Annotated in this window: 13 protein-coding genes; all 13 read left to right on the top strand. The window is 60.4% G+C overall.

All coding sequences use genetic code 11. The annotated features are described in order from the left end of the window. Positions 1-241: 241 nt before the first annotated feature. Positions 242-943, top strand: a complete 702-nt coding sequence (locus ACO6TG_RS09145) for a DUF3540 domain-containing protein (protein WP_422377889.1) — start codon at positions 242-244, stop codon at positions 941-943. Between the two features lie 44 nt (positions 944-987). Then, positions 988-3,978: a DUF2169 family type VI secretion system accessory protein gene (locus tag ACO6TG_RS09140; protein WP_422377888.1), complete on the top strand. Its 2,991-nt coding sequence runs from the start codon at positions 988-990 to the stop codon at positions 3,976-3,978. Then, a complete protein-coding gene (locus tag ACO6TG_RS09135; protein WP_422377887.1) occupies positions 3,975-5,045 on the top strand; it encodes a pentapeptide repeat-containing protein in 1,071 nt (356 codons plus the stop codon). The genes ACO6TG_RS09140 and ACO6TG_RS09135 overlap by 4 nt, the downstream gene beginning before the upstream one ends. 23 nt (positions 5,046-5,068) lie before the next feature. Continuing rightward, entirely contained in the window at positions 5,069-5,461 is a 393-nt protein-coding gene (locus ACO6TG_RS09130) for a DUF4150 domain-containing protein (protein ID WP_422377886.1), read from the top strand. Positions 5,462-5,512: 51 nt separating this feature from the next. Beyond that, positions 5,513-6,460, top strand: coding sequence for a hypothetical protein (locus tag ACO6TG_RS09125; RefSeq protein ID WP_422377885.1), 948 nt, complete (start codon positions 5,513-5,515; stop codon positions 6,458-6,460). A gap of 22 nt (positions 6,461-6,482) precedes the next feature. Next, positions 6,483-8,279 carry a tetratricopeptide repeat protein gene (locus tag ACO6TG_RS09120; RefSeq protein ID WP_422377884.1) on the top strand — a complete coding sequence of 599 codons (1,797 nt, stop codon included), beginning with the start codon at positions 6,483-6,485 and terminating at the stop codon, positions 8,277-8,279. A 372-nt stretch (positions 8,280-8,651) separates the two neighbouring features. Then, positions 8,652-9,356 carry a DUF3540 domain-containing protein gene (locus tag ACO6TG_RS09115; RefSeq protein WP_422377883.1) on the top strand — a complete coding sequence of 235 codons (705 nt, stop codon included), beginning with the start codon at positions 8,652-8,654 and terminating at the stop codon, positions 9,354-9,356. Between the two features lie 65 nt (positions 9,357-9,421). Further along, on the top strand, positions 9,422-12,388 hold the full coding sequence (locus tag ACO6TG_RS09110) for a DUF2169 family type VI secretion system accessory protein (RefSeq protein WP_422377882.1): 2,967 nt from the start codon (positions 9,422-9,424) through the stop codon (positions 12,386-12,388). Continuing rightward, entirely contained in the window at positions 12,385-13,449 is a 1,065-nt protein-coding gene (locus ACO6TG_RS09105) for a pentapeptide repeat-containing protein (protein WP_422377881.1), read from the top strand. The genes ACO6TG_RS09110 and ACO6TG_RS09105 overlap by 4 nt, the downstream gene beginning before the upstream one ends. 9 nt (positions 13,450-13,458) lie before the next feature. Further along, a complete protein-coding gene (locus tag ACO6TG_RS09100) occupies positions 13,459-13,854 on the top strand; it encodes a DUF4150 domain-containing protein (RefSeq protein ID WP_422377880.1) in 396 nt (131 codons plus the stop codon). 36 nt (positions 13,855-13,890) lie between these two features. After that, positions 13,891-14,850, top strand: coding sequence for a hypothetical protein (locus tag ACO6TG_RS09095; protein WP_422377879.1), 960 nt, complete (start codon positions 13,891-13,893; stop codon positions 14,848-14,850). Between the two features lie 24 nt (positions 14,851-14,874). Beyond that, positions 14,875-16,680, top strand: coding sequence for a tetratricopeptide repeat protein (locus ACO6TG_RS09090; protein ID WP_422377878.1), 1,806 nt, complete (start codon positions 14,875-14,877; stop codon positions 16,678-16,680). A 136-nt stretch (positions 16,681-16,816) separates the two neighbouring features. Further along, a complete protein-coding gene (locus tag ACO6TG_RS09085) occupies positions 16,817-19,279 on the top strand; it encodes a PAS-domain containing protein (RefSeq protein WP_422377877.1) in 2,463 nt (820 codons plus the stop codon). Positions 19,280-19,293 lie beyond the last annotated feature (14 nt).

The raw sequence follows: 19,293 nt of genomic DNA, 5'->3' as shown, positions 1-19,293 counted from the left end.
CACAAGTCGCCCCGGCGGCCGGGTAGGTGCGGGCTGGAGGCCCCTGTTCGCTTGTTTTGACAATTATATGAAAGACTTCCCTATTCACCTCGTTGCAAAAAGGTGGTGCCAAACTCTCACGAAAGCTCCTGATAACCCTTGACCTTTACAAGCGGTCGGGGAAGTCTTGGATTTGCGGCCGGGTCACCGGTTTTGCCGCTGCCGATTTGGCGGGCGGCGCGAATCAGCGCTGGAGGTGAGAATGGGATTGCAAACCAAAGCCGAAGCCTGTGGAACAGCGCTCACAACCGAAGACACAGCCTTTCCGCAAAACCTGCTTCCAGGGGGCGGCGCGCTTCAGCAGGCCGTAACCGGGGATGTCACGGGCCAGGCTGATGGGATGTTTGATCTCGTTGTGTCAGGCAAAACCATGCGGGCGCGCCGGGCTGTCTCCTGCCTGATCGCGCCGCAGACGGCCGATACCGTGGCGCTGCTGTCGACCTCTGACGGGCTCTTCATCACGGACGTTCTGGTACGTCCCGAGCGCACTGACAAACCGCTGCGTATCGATGCCACGCGTGACGATGGCAAACATCAGGATGTTGTGCTGGCTGCGGACAATCTGACGCTGGAGGTGGAAGAGGGTTTGGAAGCGACCGGGAAAAACCTGTCCTTCCGGTTCGACGCCATGTTGATGACCAGCCGCCAGCTGGCTCTTGTCGGCAAGAAACTTCTGACTTCCATGCAGGATATCGTCACCAACGCGAAGACCCTGCTGGCCAGCTATGAGACCAGCACGACACGGGCGAAGAACCGGATCGACCGGGTCTCAGAAACCGATCAGCTCAAGGCGGGCAGTCTGCAGACCCAGGTGGATACCGTGGCGCTGACCCAGGCGGAGACGGCTGTCTTCGTCGCCAAGGAGGACATTCGCCTCGACGGCAAACGCATTTCCATGGGGTGACCGGCAGGTTCTGCCCTTTCGACATTCTTTCGAGGAATTTGTAAATGCGCGTCATGAAACCCCTGAAGCTTGGTCTTCTGACCAAAACCATGCCCCACAAGGGCAAGGGGCTTTTCATCGTGACGACTTTCACCTTGTTCGACCTGCTTGATCCGACCGACATTCTGGCGGAAACGGCGATGTGGCCTCTGGTGGCGAAGGAGCTGCCCAAGGGCGCCATCTTTGATGCGGCCTATCCCAAGCCTTATGGCGAGTTCCTGATCGGTGGGCAGGCCATGTCCGAGGACCCGGTCAAGGCGATGCATGTGGCCGTGACGGTCGGTGAAAAAAGCAGGATGCTGTCGGTGTTCGGCGACCGGTTCTGGGAGGTGTCGCTCGAAGGGCCGGTCTTTACCGATCCGCACCCTTTCACCGAAATGCCGCTCACGCCCGAGCTGGCATTCGGCGGAGAGGGTTTTTCCACAAACCCGGCCGGGAGGGGCGCGGCTGCGGCAGAGCTCTACGAGAATGTTGCGCATCTGCCCTTGCCGAATATCGAACTCGCGGGCGCCGAAATCCGGGAAATCGACGACACGCCATCCCCGGCTCTGGTCGGGCCGATCCCGATGGACAATCCGGAGCGCATCGCGCTTGCCGGGACCTATGACAAGGCCTGGGTGGCGCACCAGATGCCTGACTGGCCGCAGGACTTCGATCCGCGCTACTTCATGTCCGCGCCGCAAGAACAGCGGTTTGACCACTTCTTCAACGGGCACGAGCCGATCCGGGTGGTGGGCATGTCGGCACGCCATCCCGATGTCCATTCCCACCTGCCAGGCGTGCGGGCACGAGCCTTTGTCAGCCTGACTTCTGCAGAAGGGCAGCTGACGGAACTACCCATGCATACCGACACGGTGTGGATCCTCGGATCGGAAATGAAGGGCGTCGTGGTCAATCGCGGGGTCATGGCGGTGGGCGACCGGGATGGCCAGGATGTGGCCGACGTCATGGTGGCCTATGAATGGCTGAAGGATGCACCCAGGTCCGCAGACTACTACCAGTCCGTCTACGCGCTTCGGGCCGATCCGGAAGAAGGCAAGAAGTATCTGCTTGCGGACGGACAGCTGTCGCCGGAAGAGGCGCCGGAGGAGACGGAGCGCCGGGAAGCGGCAAGGCTGGCAGCTGCGGAAGAGCGGCAGGAGCTCTGGGTCGAGGGCCGGCAATGGCGGCTTGAACGTCATTTTGCGGAACAGGGCCTGCCCGTTTCGCTGGTGCCGGCCGTCGAACAGCCTGACCTGAAGCCGTTCATTCTGCCGAGCCAGGAGGACATTGCCCGGGGGGATGTCGATTTCGCGCGGCTGATTTCGGATGCCGAAGACCTGCGCCGTGAGGCCGAGCTGAAAATGGACATGGTGAGCGCGGAACTTTCCGGCCTGGTCAAGCAGCTTGGTGTGCCGTCGCCGGTCAAACCGGCTGCCAGCATGAGCGAGATGGAAACACTCAGTCATTCCGTCAGCACGGACAAGGGCTTCCTGCCGGCGATCGAGGAGCTGGTGCCGCAGGAAGACCTGGACCGGTTGCTGGCACAGTATGATACTGCCCCGACACCCGACATTGCGGCCCTGAGCGAGAAGGATCCGCAAGCCGTGTTCGAGGCCGCGAAGGTCCGGTTCGAGGAAAGCACCGGTGCGGGGCTGCTCGCACCTGCCCGGGGCATGCTGGAGCGCATGCCGGAAAGCCCGCTTGCCGGGCGGGCCGACGTGGACAACTCGGCTGCCGAAACTGGCACAGAGACGGGCAGTGGCGGCCAATCCGGGGCGTCAGACGATCTGGAGGAGTTTCTGGCCGACACCTTTCCGGGTCTCTCGGGAGACGGCGCACCGACGTCTGAGCAAATGAAAGCGGCGGTCAAGGGTGTCAAGGCAGTCGATCTGCCCCTGGATGACCCCGGTGGCGTTGCCCGCCAGCAGCTGGAACAGACCGAGGAAATCGTCGAGAGTGCGCTGGCAACCTCCCGCCGGATGGCAGGCGAACCGATAGCACCGCTGGAACCGCTTGGACCGGTATCGGCGGAGCTGTTCGGTCAATATGTCCGGGACCATGTGGCAGCCGGCGGTTCACTCGCTGGGCGGGATCTGGCCGGTGCGCCCCTTGTCGGCATCAGCCTTTCAACTATGGATCTCGCCGGCAGTTTTCTGGAAAGATGCGATCTTTCCGGTGCCGATCTGCGCGCCATAACATGTGACGACACCGTCCTTGCCGGTGCCATCCTGGAGAACGCGGATTTCTCCGGCGCTGTGCTGAACCGGGCAAATCTCTCCGGCGTTCAGGCCGGCCGGGTGGTTTTTGCCAAATCCCGATTGGAAGACCTGAAGGTTATCGCAGCGGATTTCTCACACGCTGATTTTGCCGGCGCCGTGCTCAAGGATTGCACTTTCATCAATTGCCAGTTCACGGCAGCGACCTTCACCGGTGCGGCGCTCGAGAATTGCTCCTTCGTCACCTGTGACCTGAAAGGCCTTCACGGCGAACAGCTTCGCGCGGAAAAATGCAATTTCCTGTCCTGTAATCTGGATCGCGCCGATTGTTGTGGCGCCATGATGAAGAAGGTCACCTTTGCGGATGTGTCCTTCCACGCCGTCAAGCTGTGCCACTCCCTGCTGGATGAATGCGGCTGGTTCGGCAATACCGACATGTATCGCGTGAATTTCCTGGAGGCGCATGCGGTGAAATGCGGGTTCCAGGATGCAAACCTGAATGCGGCCGGGTTCTTCAAGGCGATATTTTCTGGCTGCAACATGTCCGGAACCAACCTGAAACTGGCGGACATGCGGCTGTCGTCCTGGAACGGTTCCATGTTCTCCTTCGCAGATGCGCAAAAGGCGGACTTCTTCGGTGCCAACCTGCTGGGGGCGAATTTCCACGGCGCGGACCTCGCCGAGGCAAGCTTCCGCTCAGCGAATTTCTTCCGCACCGATCTCTCCGAGGCCAGGCTCGCCTTTGCCGATCTGACAGGCTCCAATCTGGAACTCACCAACCTGGAGGCCCGCCTATGATCTCCCTGGACGAGCTTGCGGATTTCATCCGCTACGAAGAGCCCGTGATGGATGCCGATTTTTCGGGGGCCGATCTCAGCGGTGTGTCGCTCGCTGGCGGAAGGTTCTTCCGGACAAATCTTGCCGGTGCCAACCTGAAGGACGCGGACCTGACCCGGTGTGTCTTCACCGAGTGTGATCTGCAGGGCGCAGACTTCGGTGCCTCTGAAATCGAGCAGGCCATTTTTGTCAAAAGCAACCTGACAAAGGCTAACCTGGCCGGGTGCCGGTTTGAAAAATCGAGTTTTCTGGAAAGCGTCCTTGCCGAGGCAGACCTTGCGAACACGAACCTGATTGCCTGCCAGGTCGTCAAGTCGGATCTGGTGCGCGCGGATCTTGGCGGCGCGGCACTTCTCAACAGTGCCATGGTCGAATGTGACACGGCGTCGATCCGGTTGTCCGAGGCGTTGCTGGAAGCGAGTGTCTTCGTCAGCCTGGATCTCGCCGGGGCAGCCTTTGAGAACGTCATCTGCCAGTCGGCGATGTTCCTGAAGTGCGACATGACCGGGCTCGATTTCTCCGATACGCCGATCATGCAGTGCACCTTCATGGAGACCAGCATGGAAGGCTGCCAGTTCGAGCGGGCCGATCTGAGCGGCAGCGTGCTGATCGGCAGCCAGCTGGCCGGGTGTTCGTTCGCCGAAGCCATTGCCGATATGGCGCTGTTCTGCGACGCCAATCTGCAAAAGGCGGTTTTTGCCGGTGCAAAGCTGTCCATGGCGAATTTCAACGGCAGCGATCTGAGGGGGGCGAACATGACGTCGAGTCTTTCGGAGAAGGCCCAGTTCGACCATGCGGATTGCCGCGGTGCGACGTTTGCCGGCAGCGACCTGAAGATCGCGAACTTCGCCAACTGCAATCTGGACGGGGCAGACCTGACACGCACTACGCTGGACCTGGCCGACTTTCATAATGCCAGCGTCAATGCCGCGCTGACCACAGGAGCACATGGAACGGTCCGTCAGACCGACCAGGTGCGTCTGATCCGCGAAATCTATAACCCGCGCACCGTCGCAACGGACCAGTAGGTCCCGACCCAAGGAGCGAAAACGTGTTTGCAAACAATCAGCTCGGATGCATGAGCCTCGGCCTCATGGATGTCTGCAACACCTATGTCGGCACCGCGGCCGTGCCCACGCCTTATGTGAACATCGCCACTTCTTCGGTGGCGGTTCCCAATGCGGTGACAGTTATCCTCGGTGGCGGGTTTTCGCATAATCTTCTGACAACCACAACGGTGACGAGCGGCGATGAAGCGGGCGCCATGCTTGGCGTTGCGTCAGGGACAATCGTTGGTCCCAGCACGCATGTCACCAGCTCCGTGAATGTGTTCATGGGCGTCTCTCCCGCGACACGGCTGACTGACACCACCATTCAGAATTCGACCAATTCCGTCGGAATGACGCTGACGCCGGCACAGGTCACCTGCCTGGTCCTGTCCTAACCGTCCGCACCGGCTGCTGCAGAAGCAGCCATTGTTTGAAAGGAACCCGGCATGACTTCCTCCGAGACAGTTGACGACGCCGACTATGAAGTGAGCAGCACGGACGAAGCGCTGAATGCTACGGTTCTCATCCCGGATGAGAGCTCGTCCTCGTCGGAAGAAACGACGGATACGAAGGACAACAGCAGTTTCCTCAGGATCGGCAAGTATGATGCCAGCGAAGAAGGCGACCGTTCGCCGGATCATATGGACGAGGCCGCAAGGGGCGCCCTGATCCAGACAACCGGTGGTCTGTTTTTCCTGATCAATGAGGATGCCTATCATCAGTACAAGTCAAACCTGGACATCTATGTCGTAGGCAATCTCGAAGAGGCGATCGACGGCAACTGCAGCACGACTATTTCTGGCACCAACGATGTCAAGACAACGGGTCTCAGCCGTCACTCGGGCGAAAGTTACGTGATCTCGACCGGTAGCTACACGGACGAGGAACCGGGATCGACCAACGACATTCTTCTGAAATCCGACAACAAGATCGAGCTGGAAAGCGACAATGGCGTGAAAATGTCGGTCCGCAGCAGCTACTGGGCCGAGCTCAGCGGCGAAGGTCTCTGGGAAACGCAGCTGAAGGACGCCATCGAGGTCACCACCGGCACGACCCACGAGCGATTTGGCGGCTGGAGCACGGAAGAATTCTATGGCGGCAAATTTGAGTTCCAGATTGCCGGCGCCTTTGCGATTTCGTTTTCGGTGAGCATCGAAATCAGCCTGCTGGTCGGAATTTCGGTGGCCAATATCGAAATCGGTGCGACGGCCATCGAGATCGGCGCGACCGGCATTGCCATCGGTGCGACAAACCTGAAGATCGAGACGACCAATATCGAGGTCGCGGCCACAAATGTGGAAGTGTCCACGCGGGAGGCCGAAGTCAAGAGTGCCAGCGCTGTGCTCAATGCCACCAGCATCAAGATCGCCACCGGTATGAAAATTCTGAGCTGATCAGCGACGGCCCGCGCACCACATGAACCTGACATCCTCCGAAAAATGCCAGGCGGCCGAAAAGCTGATCCAGAAAGGTCGGTTCGAGGACGCCGGTTTCCTGCTGGACCAGGTGCTGGAAAGCCATCCCGGAAACACCAGCGCCCTGATCGCCAAAAGTGCCCTGCAGCTCAAGGCCGGGCATGTTGCCGAGGCGAAACAACTCTTGCAGGTGGCCTATCAGGTGACCCCGGACGATCCGGTGATCCTGACGAACATGGCCAACCTGGCCCTGTTCGAGAACCGTGTGCCCGACGCGTTGGAACATCTGCAGACAGTGGTCGGCCAGTCTCCGGAGCATTTGCCGGCGAAACTGCTGCTGGGACAGATCCACCTGCAGCGCGGCGATCTTGGCGATGCGCGAACCTGGTTGCGCCGTGCCGCCGCGCTTGGTCCCGAGGATCCCGATGTTCTCGTGGCATTGGCGTCGCTTGCGCTGGCGCACCAGAACATCACGGAAGCTGCAGCCCTGCTCGACAAGGCCCTGGAGTGCGCGCCGGATCATGAACGCGTGCTGTCGACCCTGGCCCAGGTCCGTGCCCTGACCGGCGATTTCGATGCGGCGGCCACGCTGGCCGCAAAGGCCCATCTCGAGGCGCCACAGGATCCGGATGTCGCCGTTACACTGGCGCGGGTCTATCTGGCCTCGGGCGCGCTCGGCGAAGCCCAGAAGCTGATGGAGCGGTTCAAGCTCCGGTTTCCCGATTTTGCGCCCGTTGTCCTGTGTGCCGCGGAGGTGTCGATTGCCAGGGGCAAAATCGCCGAGGCGCTGGCGGACACTGCCAGGTGGCTGCGCAACGCACCGAAGGAGAGCGGCCGGGTCGCCGGGTTCCTAAAAGTTCTCAAGAAGGCCGGGGCCTGGCAGCAGCTGCTCGATCTCAGCGACAAGCTTTCGCCAGAGCTTGCCGGCAGCGGTCCGGTCCAGAGCCTGCGCGAAGAGGCGCTCCATGCCCTGGGGCGCTCGCGAGAGGGATGGGCTTCCTGGGCGGCGCGGCGCAAGCTGCCGGAGAAAAGCCCGGAGCCTCCGCTGCTTGTCGGTCTGCCCCCGCGCACACCGCTGCTGGACCAGCTTGTGCTGATGCGTTTCGTCAATGCGTGGGCCGCTGAAGGAGCGGTGGAACTGATCGGGCACACGCCGGTGGCGGATGTCTGGGGCCGGATTGCGGCCGGGGACGCGGTCAGCTGGCAGTCCCGGGCCGACCGGCAGGTTGAGCTGCCCGCCGACCTGGCTGCCCGCACCGTTCTCTACGCTTCGGAAAAAGCAGCCTTCGCCCCCTATATGACACCGGATCCGGAACGGCGTGCCCTTTGGGACGGGGCCTTGCCGCAGGACGGACGGCCGAGGGTCGGTGTCTTCTGGGATGCCCGGGCGCCGGGTCTGCTGATCGATCACCTGCGCGAGGTATTCGACGATGTGCCGGTGCATGCGATCAGCCTCCAGTTCGACGACAGCCGCCACCAGTTGAGAGCCTGGCCCGCAGCTTTTGATGCCGGCAAGGTGCTGGAAAACACGGGAGACCTGGTCAACCTGATCGATTGTCTCGACCTGGTGGTCGGTCCGGACGGGCTTCCGCTTCATATCGCCGGAGGGCTTGGAAAGAGCGGGATTGCGCTGCTTCAGGAAAACCACGAGTGGTACTGGGCGGGTCAGCAGGCGCGGAGCAACTGGTACCCGAGCATTGACCGGATCGTGTCACCGGTTGGGCCTGACTGGTCGGCCGGCAAGAATGCCCTGCGTGAAATTCTTGCACAAAGGGTTCAGGATCCCAAGGTTCGGTAACCTGTCGAGCAGACGGTCGGGGGCGGGGAAACCAGAACGACACTCAATTGCCTGCCTCCAACGGAGCGAGGTGACAAGGACCCGAAAGATGTTTTTCGTGTCTTTGGCCGTAAAACCAGTCGCCGTTCCTGAAAATCTGACAATGAAAAGAAAAAGCGTTTCATGCGCTATGTCTTTCGAATTTTTAATAAATCTATTTTCCTCGTCAAATGGGTGCTTTAGCTGGCGCCTTTCCCGGGAAGTGCAGGTCAAAACTGCTTGTCGCTCTTGACCTGTTCGCCTCGAGTGATGAACTCTAGGGCAGGTGCTCGATATTTCGTTTCAATCTCCGGCCTTGATGGTGCCGGTCTTGCGGCACCTCTGGAGGTCGTGATGGGATTGCAAGCCAAGGCGGATAGCGGAGCCACAGCGCTCGAAACCAGCGATGCTGCGTTCCCAGGCAATCTCTTGACCGAGAAATCGCTCAAACGCCAGAAAACACCGACAGGCGAAGTGCAGGAGCGAGAAGGCAATGCCTTTGAGCTAAGCGTGTCGGGTGAAAGGCTAAGCGCGCAACGCGCCGTGTCCTGTCTGCTGGAGCCCCGGATCGGCGATCTGGTGGCTCTGCTGGACACGGAAGAGGGCGTGTTCATAACGGATGTCCTGGTTCGGCGGGAGGGGGAAACAGAGCAGTCCCGGATCACAGTCGGGGGAATGCGCGGCGAAGCGCAGGACCTGGTCATTGCAGCCGGAAACCTGAAGATCGAGGCATCGGAAAACCTTGAGGCGCATGCCAGGAGCATGTCCTTTCGCTTCGAAAGCATCCTGATGGCGGGACGCCAGCTGGCCCTTGTCGGCACCAAGCTTTTGACGTCCATGCAGGACATCGTCACCAACGCGAAAAAACGGCTTGCCAGCTTCGAGACGACGTCGACGCGGGCCAGGAACAGGGTTGATCGGGTTGACGAGACCGACCAGTTGCGCGCCGGCAGCATTCAGACCCAGGCCGATAGTGTTGCGCTTACCCAAGCCGGCACGTCTCTGATTGTTGCAAAAGAGGACATACGCCTCGACGGCAAACGCATTTCCATGGGCTAGTTCCCCTTTGAATTGAGCCAGCTGCAATCCTTCCGGCATGAGCGCCGGAGCGTGAGGTTTCATCGATGCGTATTATCAAGCCCCTGCGACTGGGTCTGCTGACCAAAACCGTGCCGCATAACGGCGGCGGGCTTTTTGTCGTCTCGACCTTCACGCTTTTTGATCTCCTGGACCCGACGGACATCTTGGCGGAGACGGGGCTTTGGCCGATGGCGGCCAAGGCGTTGCCCAAGGGCGCGATCTTCGACCCTGCTTACCCGAAACCGACTGCCGAGTTCCTGATTGCGGGCCGCGCCATGTCACGCGAACCGGTACAGGCCATGCAGGTTGGTGTTTCTGTCGGCGACAAGGCGCGCGCGCTGTCGGTGTTCGGAGACCGCACCTGGCAACCGGGCGTCGAGGGACCCGTGTTCTCGCAGCCGGATCCTTTCACGGACATGCCGTTGACACCGGACCGGGCGTTTGGCGGCGAGGGCTACGCTGCCAACCCCGCCGGACGCGGAGCTGTTGCTGCGGACCTCTATGGCCATGCAGAAGGCATCCTGTTGCCGAATGTCGAACTGGCAGGTTCGGAAATCCATGCGATTTCGGACCTGCCGGCCCCTGCGCTGGTCGGTCCGATCCCGATGGATGATCCTGCCCGGCTGCGTCTGATGGGCACATATGACAGCAGCTGGGCACAGACAAAAATGCCGGAATGGCCGGACGACTTCGACCCGCGCTACTATCTGAGTGCTCCCCAGGACCAACGGTTCGATGGATTTCTGACGGGCACTGAACCCATCCGTGTCATCGGCATGTCCGCCGATGCGCCGGATGTTCAAAGCTGTCTTCCCGGCGTCCGTGCGCGCGCCTTTGTGACTGTAAAAGGGGCGGCGGGGACACTGCATGAAATTCAGATGCGCACGGACACCGTCTGGGTGTTTGGGTCCGAGCTGAAGGGCGTGGTTGTCAATCGCGGCATCGTCGAGATCGCCAGCCGGGACGGCAACGAGATCGACAGCGTCATGGTGGCCTATGAGTGGCTCAGGGATGCACCGCGCCCGGCAAGCCACTATCACGAGGTCTACGCACTTCGGACCGATCCGGAGGAAGGCCACAAGTACCTGCTCGCCGACGGACAATTGTCGCCCCAGGAAGCACCTGAAGAAGTCGAGCGGCGGGAGCAGGCCCGTCTGGCGGATGCCCGGGCGCGAATGGCCAAATGGGACGAGAACCGGAAGTGGCGGCTGGAACGCCATTTTGCCGACAACGGGCTTCCGGCATCGCTGGTTCCGGTGACGGATGATCCCGAGATGAAGCCCTTTATCCTGCCGACAAAGGAAGATGTCGCGCGTGGAGATGTGGATTTCGCCAGATTGATCTCCGATGCCGAGGATCTGCGAGTTGAAGCGGAGCTGAAGGCCAACATGGCCCGTGCCGAGGTTTACGGCTTCAACAGGCAGCTGGAGGTGCCCTCGTCAGGCGCGCCGACGGCCAGCCTGGAACGTATGGAGCAGCTCGGTGAAGGCAATGGCGGTGGACCGGGTTTTCTGCCTGGCTTCGACGACCTGTTGCCGCATAGCGAACTCGACAAGATCCTGGAGGCATTTGAACAGGTTGCGCCGGAAGAGCGGCATGATGCCCTCAGCGCCGACCCGCAGGCCGATTTCGAGGCCGCACGGGACAGGTTTCTGAAAACCGAGCAGTCCGGCCTGTTGGCACCTGCCAAATCCCTGCTCGAAACACTGCCACCTTCAGAGGGGGCGCCGGACCTGTCCGAGGAGCAGGTGAACTCAGATACACCGGTGCTGGATGAGATCCTGGAAAACTATCTTTCCAGGGCCTTTCCCGAACTGGACGTGGAAACGGGCGCTTCAAGGGCGGAAGGTCTCCGGGCAGCGCTGACACCGGACCGGTCCGCCACGGAAACCGTGGAGGACCGCCAGGCAGCCGTGCAGCAGCAACTGCTGGACGCCGAAGCAACTGCGGAAGACGCCCTGGTGACGGCTCGCCGTGAAGCGGCCGAACCGATCGCACCGCTCAAGCCCATCGGCCCGGAGGCCGCGGGGCTGTTTGGCAATTTCATCCGGGCTCACATTTCGGGAGGGGGAGCGCTGGCCGGCCGGGACCTGGCTGGTGCGGATCTGGGTGACCTCGACTTGGCCGGGGCGAACCTTGCCGGCGCATTTCTGGAGGCCTGCAGACTGCAAAACGCCCGCCTTCAGCGCGCACAAGCCGAAGATGCGGTCTTCACCGGCGGTGACCTGACCGGCGCCGACTTGTCTGCGGCCGAACTCGGAAGGGCAAACTTCTCCAAGGTAATTGCCAGGGGCGCAAGCTTCCGCAATGCGCGGTTCTCGGGGTCGACCGTTGTGGCGGCCGACTTCACCGATTGCGACTTTTCCGGCGCGATGCTGGATGGCTGCACCTTCGTAGACTGCAAGTTCGCCAATGTCTCCCTGAGCAGCGCTCATCTGCGCGACTGTGCCTTCCTGAAAAGCGATCTGACCGAACTGAAAGCGGATCGCGTGCAACTTGAGAAAACCAGTTTCCTCAGCTGTGAGCTGGATCGCTCCGACTGGAGCAAAAGCTCGCTCAAGAAGAGTTCATTTGCGCGCGTCGGTTTTCGCGAAGCCAATCTTGTCGGTGCAGTTCTGGCCGAATGCGGCTGGTTTGGCCAGACCGACATGGAAGGGGCCAATTTCACGCATGTTCAGGCGGTCAAGTGCGGCTTTCAGCAAGCCCGCCTGGCAAAGTCGGCGTTCCATCGCGCTGTCTTCAACGAATGCAATTTCGCGTCGGCAATCCTGTCGGGGGCCGACATGCGCCTGGCTTCCTTCAAGGGCAGTCTGTTTGCCTTTGCAGAGATCTGCGAGGCGGATCTTTTCGGGGCCAATCTGCTGGAAACGAGTTTGCACGGGGCGGACCTGGGGCGAAGCAGTTTTCGCGCCGCCAACTTCTATCTGGCTGACCTTTCCGATGCGAAAGTTGCCTTTGCCGACTTCACAGCCTCCAATCTGGAGCTGAGCAACAAGGAGGCGAAGGTTTGAATTCCATCGACGACCTTGTGGAGTTTCTGCGCCACGAAGAACCGATCCTGAACGGGCATCTTGCCGGCAGCAATCTCTCCGGTCTCGACCTGACCGGCGTGACCTTCCTGCAGACAGATCTCTCGGGCGCGGATTTTACCGGCGCGACCCTGAGCCAGACCGTCTTTACCGGCTGCTCGCTGCAGGGCGCGCGTTTTCAGGACATGGATGTCGATCAGGCGATTTTCACCCGATGCGATTTGAGCGACGCAAATCTTGCAGGCTGCCGCCTGGACAAGACCTCTATGGTGGAAGGGTCACTTGAAGGCGCGAAGCTAACGGGTGCGAGCCTGATTTCCAGTCATCTGGTCAACACGGATCTTAAAGGTGCCGATCTTTGCAGTGTTGCGCTGATCAACAGTGCCCTGATCGAATGCGGCACGCAGGATCTTGATCTCTCAGACGCTGTCATCGAGGCGAGTGCTCTCGTCGGGATGAACCTCGCAGAAGTGGGTTTCCAGCATGTCGTCTGTCACTCAGCCATGTTCATCCGCTGTGACCTGACGGGGATCGACTTCTCCGGGACGCCGGTGATGCAATGCACCTTCCTGGAAAGCGACATGGCCGGTTGCCGGTTCGAACGGGCCGACCTGAGTGGAAGTCTGCTGATCGGCAGCCAGCTGAAGGGCAGCTCCTTTGCCGAAGCCATTGCCGAGACCACTCTCTTCTGCAACGCCGATTTGCAGGAAGCCGTCTTTTCCGGAGCGCGGCTGGCAATGGCCAATTTCACCGGCAGCGATCTCCGGATGGCCAACCTGTCGTCCAGTGCATGCGAAAAGGGCCAGTTTGGCGGCGCGGATTGCCGCGGAACCCAATTTGCCGGCAGCACCATGACACTGGCGAATTTCTCGCACGCAAACCTGGACGGCGCCGACCTGTCGCAGACGGCGCTCCATCTGGCGGACTTTCACAACACAAGTGTAGAATCGACCCTGACGGCCGGTGTTCAGGGAACGGTTCGGCAGACCGATCAGCAGCGGCTCATCTGCGAGCTCTATGATCCGCAAACGGTTGAATCCTAGGAGACCGAGATGGTTTTTAGTCTCAATCAGAATGGCGCGACGAGCCTCGGCATTCCGGATGTCTGCAATATCACGACACCTGCAGGGCCGGTTCCGACCCCCTTCGTCAACTTCGCAATGTCGAGCCTGGCAGTGCCGAATGTCGTCAATGTGTTCGTGGGAGGCGGGCTCGGACACAATGTCCTGACCACGACCACGATCACCAGCGGTGACGAGGCGGGGATCGCAATGGGGGTGGCGTCCGGTACGATCATCGGCCCCAGCCGTCACCTGACCAGCTCTGTCAGTGTCTTCTTCGGTTTTGCGCCCGTGACGCGCATGCTGGACTCGACCTTGCAGAATTCAACCAATGCACCGGGCACCACGCTGGTCCCGACGCAGTTCACCCATATGGTGTTGTCCTGAGCCGCGCCTGGGCGCGCAAGTCCGGAGGAGACCGGCATGTCTGATTCCCAAACGGTCGATGATCTTGATGTTGTAGTTTCGCAAAGCGATTCCGCCGAAGAGCTGAACGCAACGCTGCTGATACCGGACAAGGCCAGCGCTTCGGCGGACACGGCAACGCTTACCAAGGACACAAGCAGTTTTCTGCGCATCGGTGAATATGAGGCGTCGGAGGAAGGAGACCGGTCTCCGGAAAACATGAGTGCTGCGGCCCGTGGTGTGCTGGTCCAGACCACAGGCGGCTTGTTTTTCACAATAGGTGAAGACGCCTACCATCAATACAAGGGCAATGTTGATGTCGAGATTGAAGGCAATCTGACGGAAGCCATCACCGGTGACAGTTCGACCACGATTTCGGGCAAGAGCGATGTCCACACAACGGGCGTTGCCCGTCACTCGGGTCAAAGCTTCGTCATAGCGACAGGGTCCTACAGCAACTCAAACCCGGACGCGACCAATGACATTCGGCTGAAGTCGGACAACAAGGTCAATCTCAACTCCGATACCGGTGTCGAGATGACGGTTGGCAGCTCCTATTACGCCAAGATCAACAGCGAAGGGCAGTGGAAGAAGAATTTCAAGGATGAGGTTGCCGTTACCACAGGAACCACGCACAGCCGCTACGGGGGCTGGACCACGTCAGAGTATTATGGCGGCTCCTTCACCTTTCAGATCGCCTTCACGATCTCTCTGTCCTTCTCGATCAACATCGATATCAGCCTGCTGTTGAGCATATCGGTCACCAGCCTGTCGATCGAGGCCAAGGGCCTCAACATGGCGGCGACCAAGCTGGCGGTTTCATCCACCGGCGTCAATGTCGACATCACGTCCCTGTCGGTGTCCAGAACGCTGGTCGAGGTAAAGACCGAAGATGCGCGTGTTGAAACCACCGCCAGCGCCGTCCTGAACAAGGCCGGCATCAAACTGGTGTCCGGCATGAACATCATCAGCCCGTGAATCTGACTTCGTTTTGGACCGGACATGAGCCTGACAAGCACCGAGAAATGCGCAGCAGCTGAAGAGCTGATCGCGGGCGGCAAATTCGAGGATGCCGAATTCCTGCTGGAGCAGGTGCTGGACAGCCATCCGCTCAACGTGACTGCCCTGAACGCAAAATGCGGACTGCTGATGCGATCGGGCAAGATGGCAGAGGCCAGACGTCTGCTGCAGATCGCGTCCGACATCGCACCGGAAGATCCCGTTGTGCTGACCAATCTGGCCAATGTCGCACTCCTGGAAAACAGGATCGGGGATGCGATAGACAGCCTTGAACAAGCCCATGTCGCCCGTCCGGATTACCTTGCTGCAATCCTGCTGCTCGGCCAGGTGCATCAGATGCTCGGCCAGCGCAAGGAGGCCGCCGAGTGGCTCACAAGGGCCTCTGCACTGCAAGCCGAGGATCCGGAAGTTCTTGCAGCGGGCGCCGCTTTCGAGCTCGATCAGCAGAACATTGTCGAAGCGCGACGGCTTTACGAAAAAGCCGTCGAGACCCGGCCGGGTCATATCCGGTCACTGGCGGGGCTAGCCAGAATCAGGTGTCTTGCCGGGGATTTTGAAAAGGCGGTAGATCTCGCCAAGAAAGCGCATCTGCTGGCGCCGCAGGATCCGGAAAGCGCATTGGTGCTGGCGCAGGTGTTCTTGCAGTCCGGCGCCCTTGGGGATGCGGACACGCTGATCGGTCGCTTCAAGCGACGTTACGCCGATTACGCGCCCATTGTCGTTCTGGGCGCTGAAATCCGGATCGCCCAGGGCGAAGTGCAACAGGGACTGGCGGATGTCGCTGCCTGGTTCCGAAAGGCGCCGGGGGATGCCACCCGGCTGGTTGCGTTTTTGAAGCTGCTCAGGAAGGCCGGCGACTGGCAGCGGATCCTGGACATGTGCGAGAAACTGCCTGCCGAGGTCCAGGCGTCCGACGCAGTTGTCAGCCTTCAGGAGGAGGCTCTCCTGGCGCTCGGGCGCAACAAGGAAGGCTGGCAATCCTGGGCTCAGCGGCGGAACCTGCCTGAGGGAAGCCCTTGCCCACCTGTGCAGGTCACGCTGCCACCACGTGTACCGTTGCTCGATGAAATGGTCCTGATGCGGTTTGTCGATGCTGTTGCACGGAAAGGCCGGCTTGAAGTTGCCGGCGAAACACAGATCCCGGGCATATGGGGGCGGCTGAGCGAAGCGGCTTCAGTTGAATGGACAAAGGATGCCGCACCAGACCCTCAACTGCTGGCGGATCTGGCGGCCAGGGTCACGCTGCATCCACCGGATAATGACGGTTTTCGCCCCTATCTAGCGCCCGAACCCGGCAGACGGACGATGTGGGAGGCTGCTCTTCCTGCCGGTGGGCGCCCACGTGTCGGCGTCTTCTGGGATGCGCGGCCGCCGGGTTTGCTGATCGATCATCTTCAGGACGCGCTGAAGGATCTGAACATCCATATCATCAGCCTGCAATTCGACGAGAGCCGCCATCAATTGCGGACCTGGCGCGGTGTGCTCGATGCCGGTGTGAAACTGGAGGGCCCCGGGGATCTGGTCAACCTTGTGGACTGTCTCGATCTCGTGGTCGGCCCGGATGGTGTGCCGCTGCATGTCGCCGGCGCGCTCGGACGTCGAGGAATTGCGCTTTTGCAGGAAAACCACGAATGGTACTGGGCCGGCAGCGATCGACAAAGCATCTGGTATCCGGATGTGGAGCGGATCGTATTGCCGATCGGTCCAAGCTGGGCAGGCGCAAAGACGGCGCTGCGCGAAACGCTTGAGAGAATGATACCGGCTCTTCACCTGCCGGTTACCACATAAACCATCGGTAGAACTGGCTGGATTGCATCGATCCGCTTATCCGCCCTAGGCTAGCGGCGCGGCGGTTTGACCGTGTCGATGACAATTGGCAGGGAACTGACCGCCGGACCGCCGTTGGCCCAGGTGGGAGGAGAGCGTGACGGATCTCGCAGACAGGGTGAAAGCACTTGAAGGTGTGCTTTCAAGCGTCGATCAGGGCGTTGCCGCCTTCGACGAAAACCTTGTGCTGGTTGCCTGGAACGACCGTTTCCGGGAGCTTCGCGAATACCCCGATCACCTCATCTTTGAAGGCCAGAAATTCGAGACCCTGATGCGCTTCGATGCTGAGCGCGGCGAGTTCGGGGAAGGCGATATCGACGCAATCGTTGAAGAACGTGTCGCCGTTGCGCGCCGGTTCAGGCCTCATGCGCTGGAACGCCGCCGGCCGGACGGTGCCTATATCGAAATCAAGGGTGGGCCACTGCCGGGTGGCGGCTTTGTCAGTACCTATTCCGACATCACGGAGCGGGTGAGGGCACGGCAGCAACTGCTGCAGCAGATGGAGGATCTGAAGGAGGCCCGCCAGGAAACTCTGCGCATGATGACAGAGGCGGAGGCAAACCGGCGCCGCGCGGAGGACCTGCGTGAAAAGGCCGAGAGTGCGACCAAGGCGAAAGATTCCTTTCTGGCCACGATGAGCCATGAGATCCGAACGCCGATGAACGGCGTTGTCGGCATGATCGACCTGCTGACCCAGACCCGACTCGATCAGGACCAGCGCCAGATGGCAACGACCATCCGCGAGTCGGCACTGGCCCTGCTCACGATCATCAACGACATCCTCGACTTTTCCAAGATCGAGGCCGGCAAGATGGATCTGGAGGAAATTCCGGTTTCGCTGCAGGAGATCGTGGACGGCGTCGGGGAGACCATGGGCCCCAACGCCTGCGCCAAATCCCTGTCGCTGGTGACTTATTGCGATCCGGAGATCCCTCGGCATGTGCTGGGAGATCAGGTCAGACTCAGGCAGATCCTCTTCAACCTGCTCGGCAATGCCGTCAAGTTCACGGAGGCAGGACAGGTCACCCTGCGGGCCGATCTGGTGGATATCCGTGACAACCACGCCCGTGTGCTCTACCGGATCGATGATCAGGGTATCGGCATGACAAAGGAGCAGGTTGCACGCCTGTTTCAGCCCTTCGAGCAAGCCGATACCACGACCACACGCCGGTTTGGCGGAACCGGTCTGGGCCTGACGATCGTGCGCCGGCTTGTTGACCTGATGGGCGGGCGGATTGCGGTGGACAGTCTTCCAGGGGAAGGCAGCCGGTTTACCGTTCATCTGGACCACGCGCTTGCCGGAGACGCCAGTCCGGAAAACGACACGGTTCTCGGGGGGGTGCGTGTGCTGTGCGTCTTGCCTGGCGATGTCTTTCAGGGTCAGGTCTACAGCCGGTATCTGGAACCACATGGCGCTCAGGTCGAGATCACGGGCCATCCTGAGGATGCGCTGGAAAGGGCGTCGTGCGCGGCTGCCAAGGGAAAGGCTTTTGATGTCGTGGCCATCGGTCTTGGCGTGGCAGAGCCGCAGAAAGCCGAATTGCTGGAGACAATCAGACAAGGCAAGGATCTTCGGCGGACGGGATTTCTGGTCGAACGGCGGTCTTCCGATATTGCAACGCTTGCCGAGCAAGCGGGCATCACAAATGTCGCGGCAACGCCTTTGACGCGTCGAAACCTTGTACAGGCGATCTCTGTCGCAGCGGGCAGGACTGCACCGATCGACGCGGATGTCACCTCGCAGGTATCCTATGCACAGCGCGAAGCGCCCTCTGTCGATGAGGCGGTTGCCAACCATGAACTTGTGCTCGTGGTTGAAGACAACAAGACCAATCAGGACGTGATCCAGCGGCAATTGCGGCTGCTCGGTTTCCAGTCGGAAATTGCTGAAGATGGTGAGGCCGGTCTTGCCGCGATCCGGTCCGGAAGACATGCGATTGTGCTCACCGATGTCAATATGCCGAAAATGGACGGGCTGGAAATGACGGCCCAGGTACGCCGGGCCGAAGCGGCACACGGTCGGCGTCTTCCAATCATTGCCATCACGGCGAATGCCATGCAGGGCGAGGTGAGGCGATGTCTCGATGCGGGCATGGACGATTTCCTCACCAAGCCGCTGGAAATGGAAAAGCTGAAAGGCTTGCTGCACCGATGGCTGCCACATGTTCTGGCAGAACAGGTGCAGGCGCTGTCAGACGAAGCGGCAGGGTCTTCCGGACGCGCCAACGATGCAGGGCCAATTGACCGATCTGCGCTTGTCGAAATCTTCGGCGACGATGACGAGACAATTTCCGAGATCCTGTCGGACTTTGTCGACCCTGCCTGGGAGAGCATCGCCGAGGCCGAGGCCGCAGTTGCTGCCAAGGACAGCGGACAGGTCGCTGCGGCCTGCCACAAGCTGAAATCCTCCTCGCGAGCGGTTGGAGCCAATGCGCTGTCCGACCTGTGTCAGCGCCTGGAGAAGGCAGGATCTGCAAATGACTGGACTGTAATTAACGCAGAGTTTTCTAATCTTCAGTCATTAATGAGCGACATTGCGGACTATATCGATCAGGCTTGAGCAGCAAATGGAAC

The sequence above is a fragment of the Roseibium sp. genome (genome assembly GCF_965233565.1).
In the GTDB taxonomy this organism is placed as follows: Bacteria; Pseudomonadota; Alphaproteobacteria; order Rhizobiales; family Stappiaceae; genus Roseibium.
This window is presented reverse-complemented; position numbering and strand designations above follow the sequence as displayed.

What these genes read in the sequence shown, in the direction of transcription:
- ACO6TG_RS09125 (WP_422377885.1), top strand. Translation starts at nt 5,513, where the DNA reads ATGACTTCCTCCGAGACAGTTGACGACGCCGACTATGAAGTGAGCAGC.
- ACO6TG_RS09090 (WP_422377878.1), top strand. Translation starts at nt 14,875, where the DNA reads ATGAGCCTGACAAGCACCGAGAAATGCGCAGCAGCTGAAGAGCTGATC.
- ACO6TG_RS09095 (WP_422377879.1), top strand. Translation starts at nt 13,891, where the DNA reads ATGTCTGATTCCCAAACGGTCGATGATCTTGATGTTGTAGTTTCGCAA.
- ACO6TG_RS09100 (WP_422377880.1), top strand. Translation starts at nt 13,459, where the DNA reads ATGGTTTTTAGTCTCAATCAGAATGGCGCGACGAGCCTCGGCATTCCG.
- ACO6TG_RS09110 (WP_422377882.1), top strand. Translation starts at nt 9,422, where the DNA reads ATGCGTATTATCAAGCCCCTGCGACTGGGTCTGCTGACCAAAACCGTG.
- ACO6TG_RS09120 (WP_422377884.1), top strand. Translation starts at nt 6,483, where the DNA reads ATGAACCTGACATCCTCCGAAAAATGCCAGGCGGCCGAAAAGCTGATC.
- ACO6TG_RS09135 (WP_422377887.1), top strand. Translation starts at nt 3,975, where the DNA reads ATGATCTCCCTGGACGAGCTTGCGGATTTCATCCGCTACGAAGAGCCC.
- ACO6TG_RS09145 (WP_422377889.1), top strand. Translation starts at nt 242, where the DNA reads ATGGGATTGCAAACCAAAGCCGAAGCCTGTGGAACAGCGCTCACAACC.
- ACO6TG_RS09115 (WP_422377883.1), top strand. Translation starts at nt 8,652, where the DNA reads ATGGGATTGCAAGCCAAGGCGGATAGCGGAGCCACAGCGCTCGAAACC.
- ACO6TG_RS09140 (WP_422377888.1), top strand. Translation starts at nt 988, where the DNA reads ATGCGCGTCATGAAACCCCTGAAGCTTGGTCTTCTGACCAAAACCATG.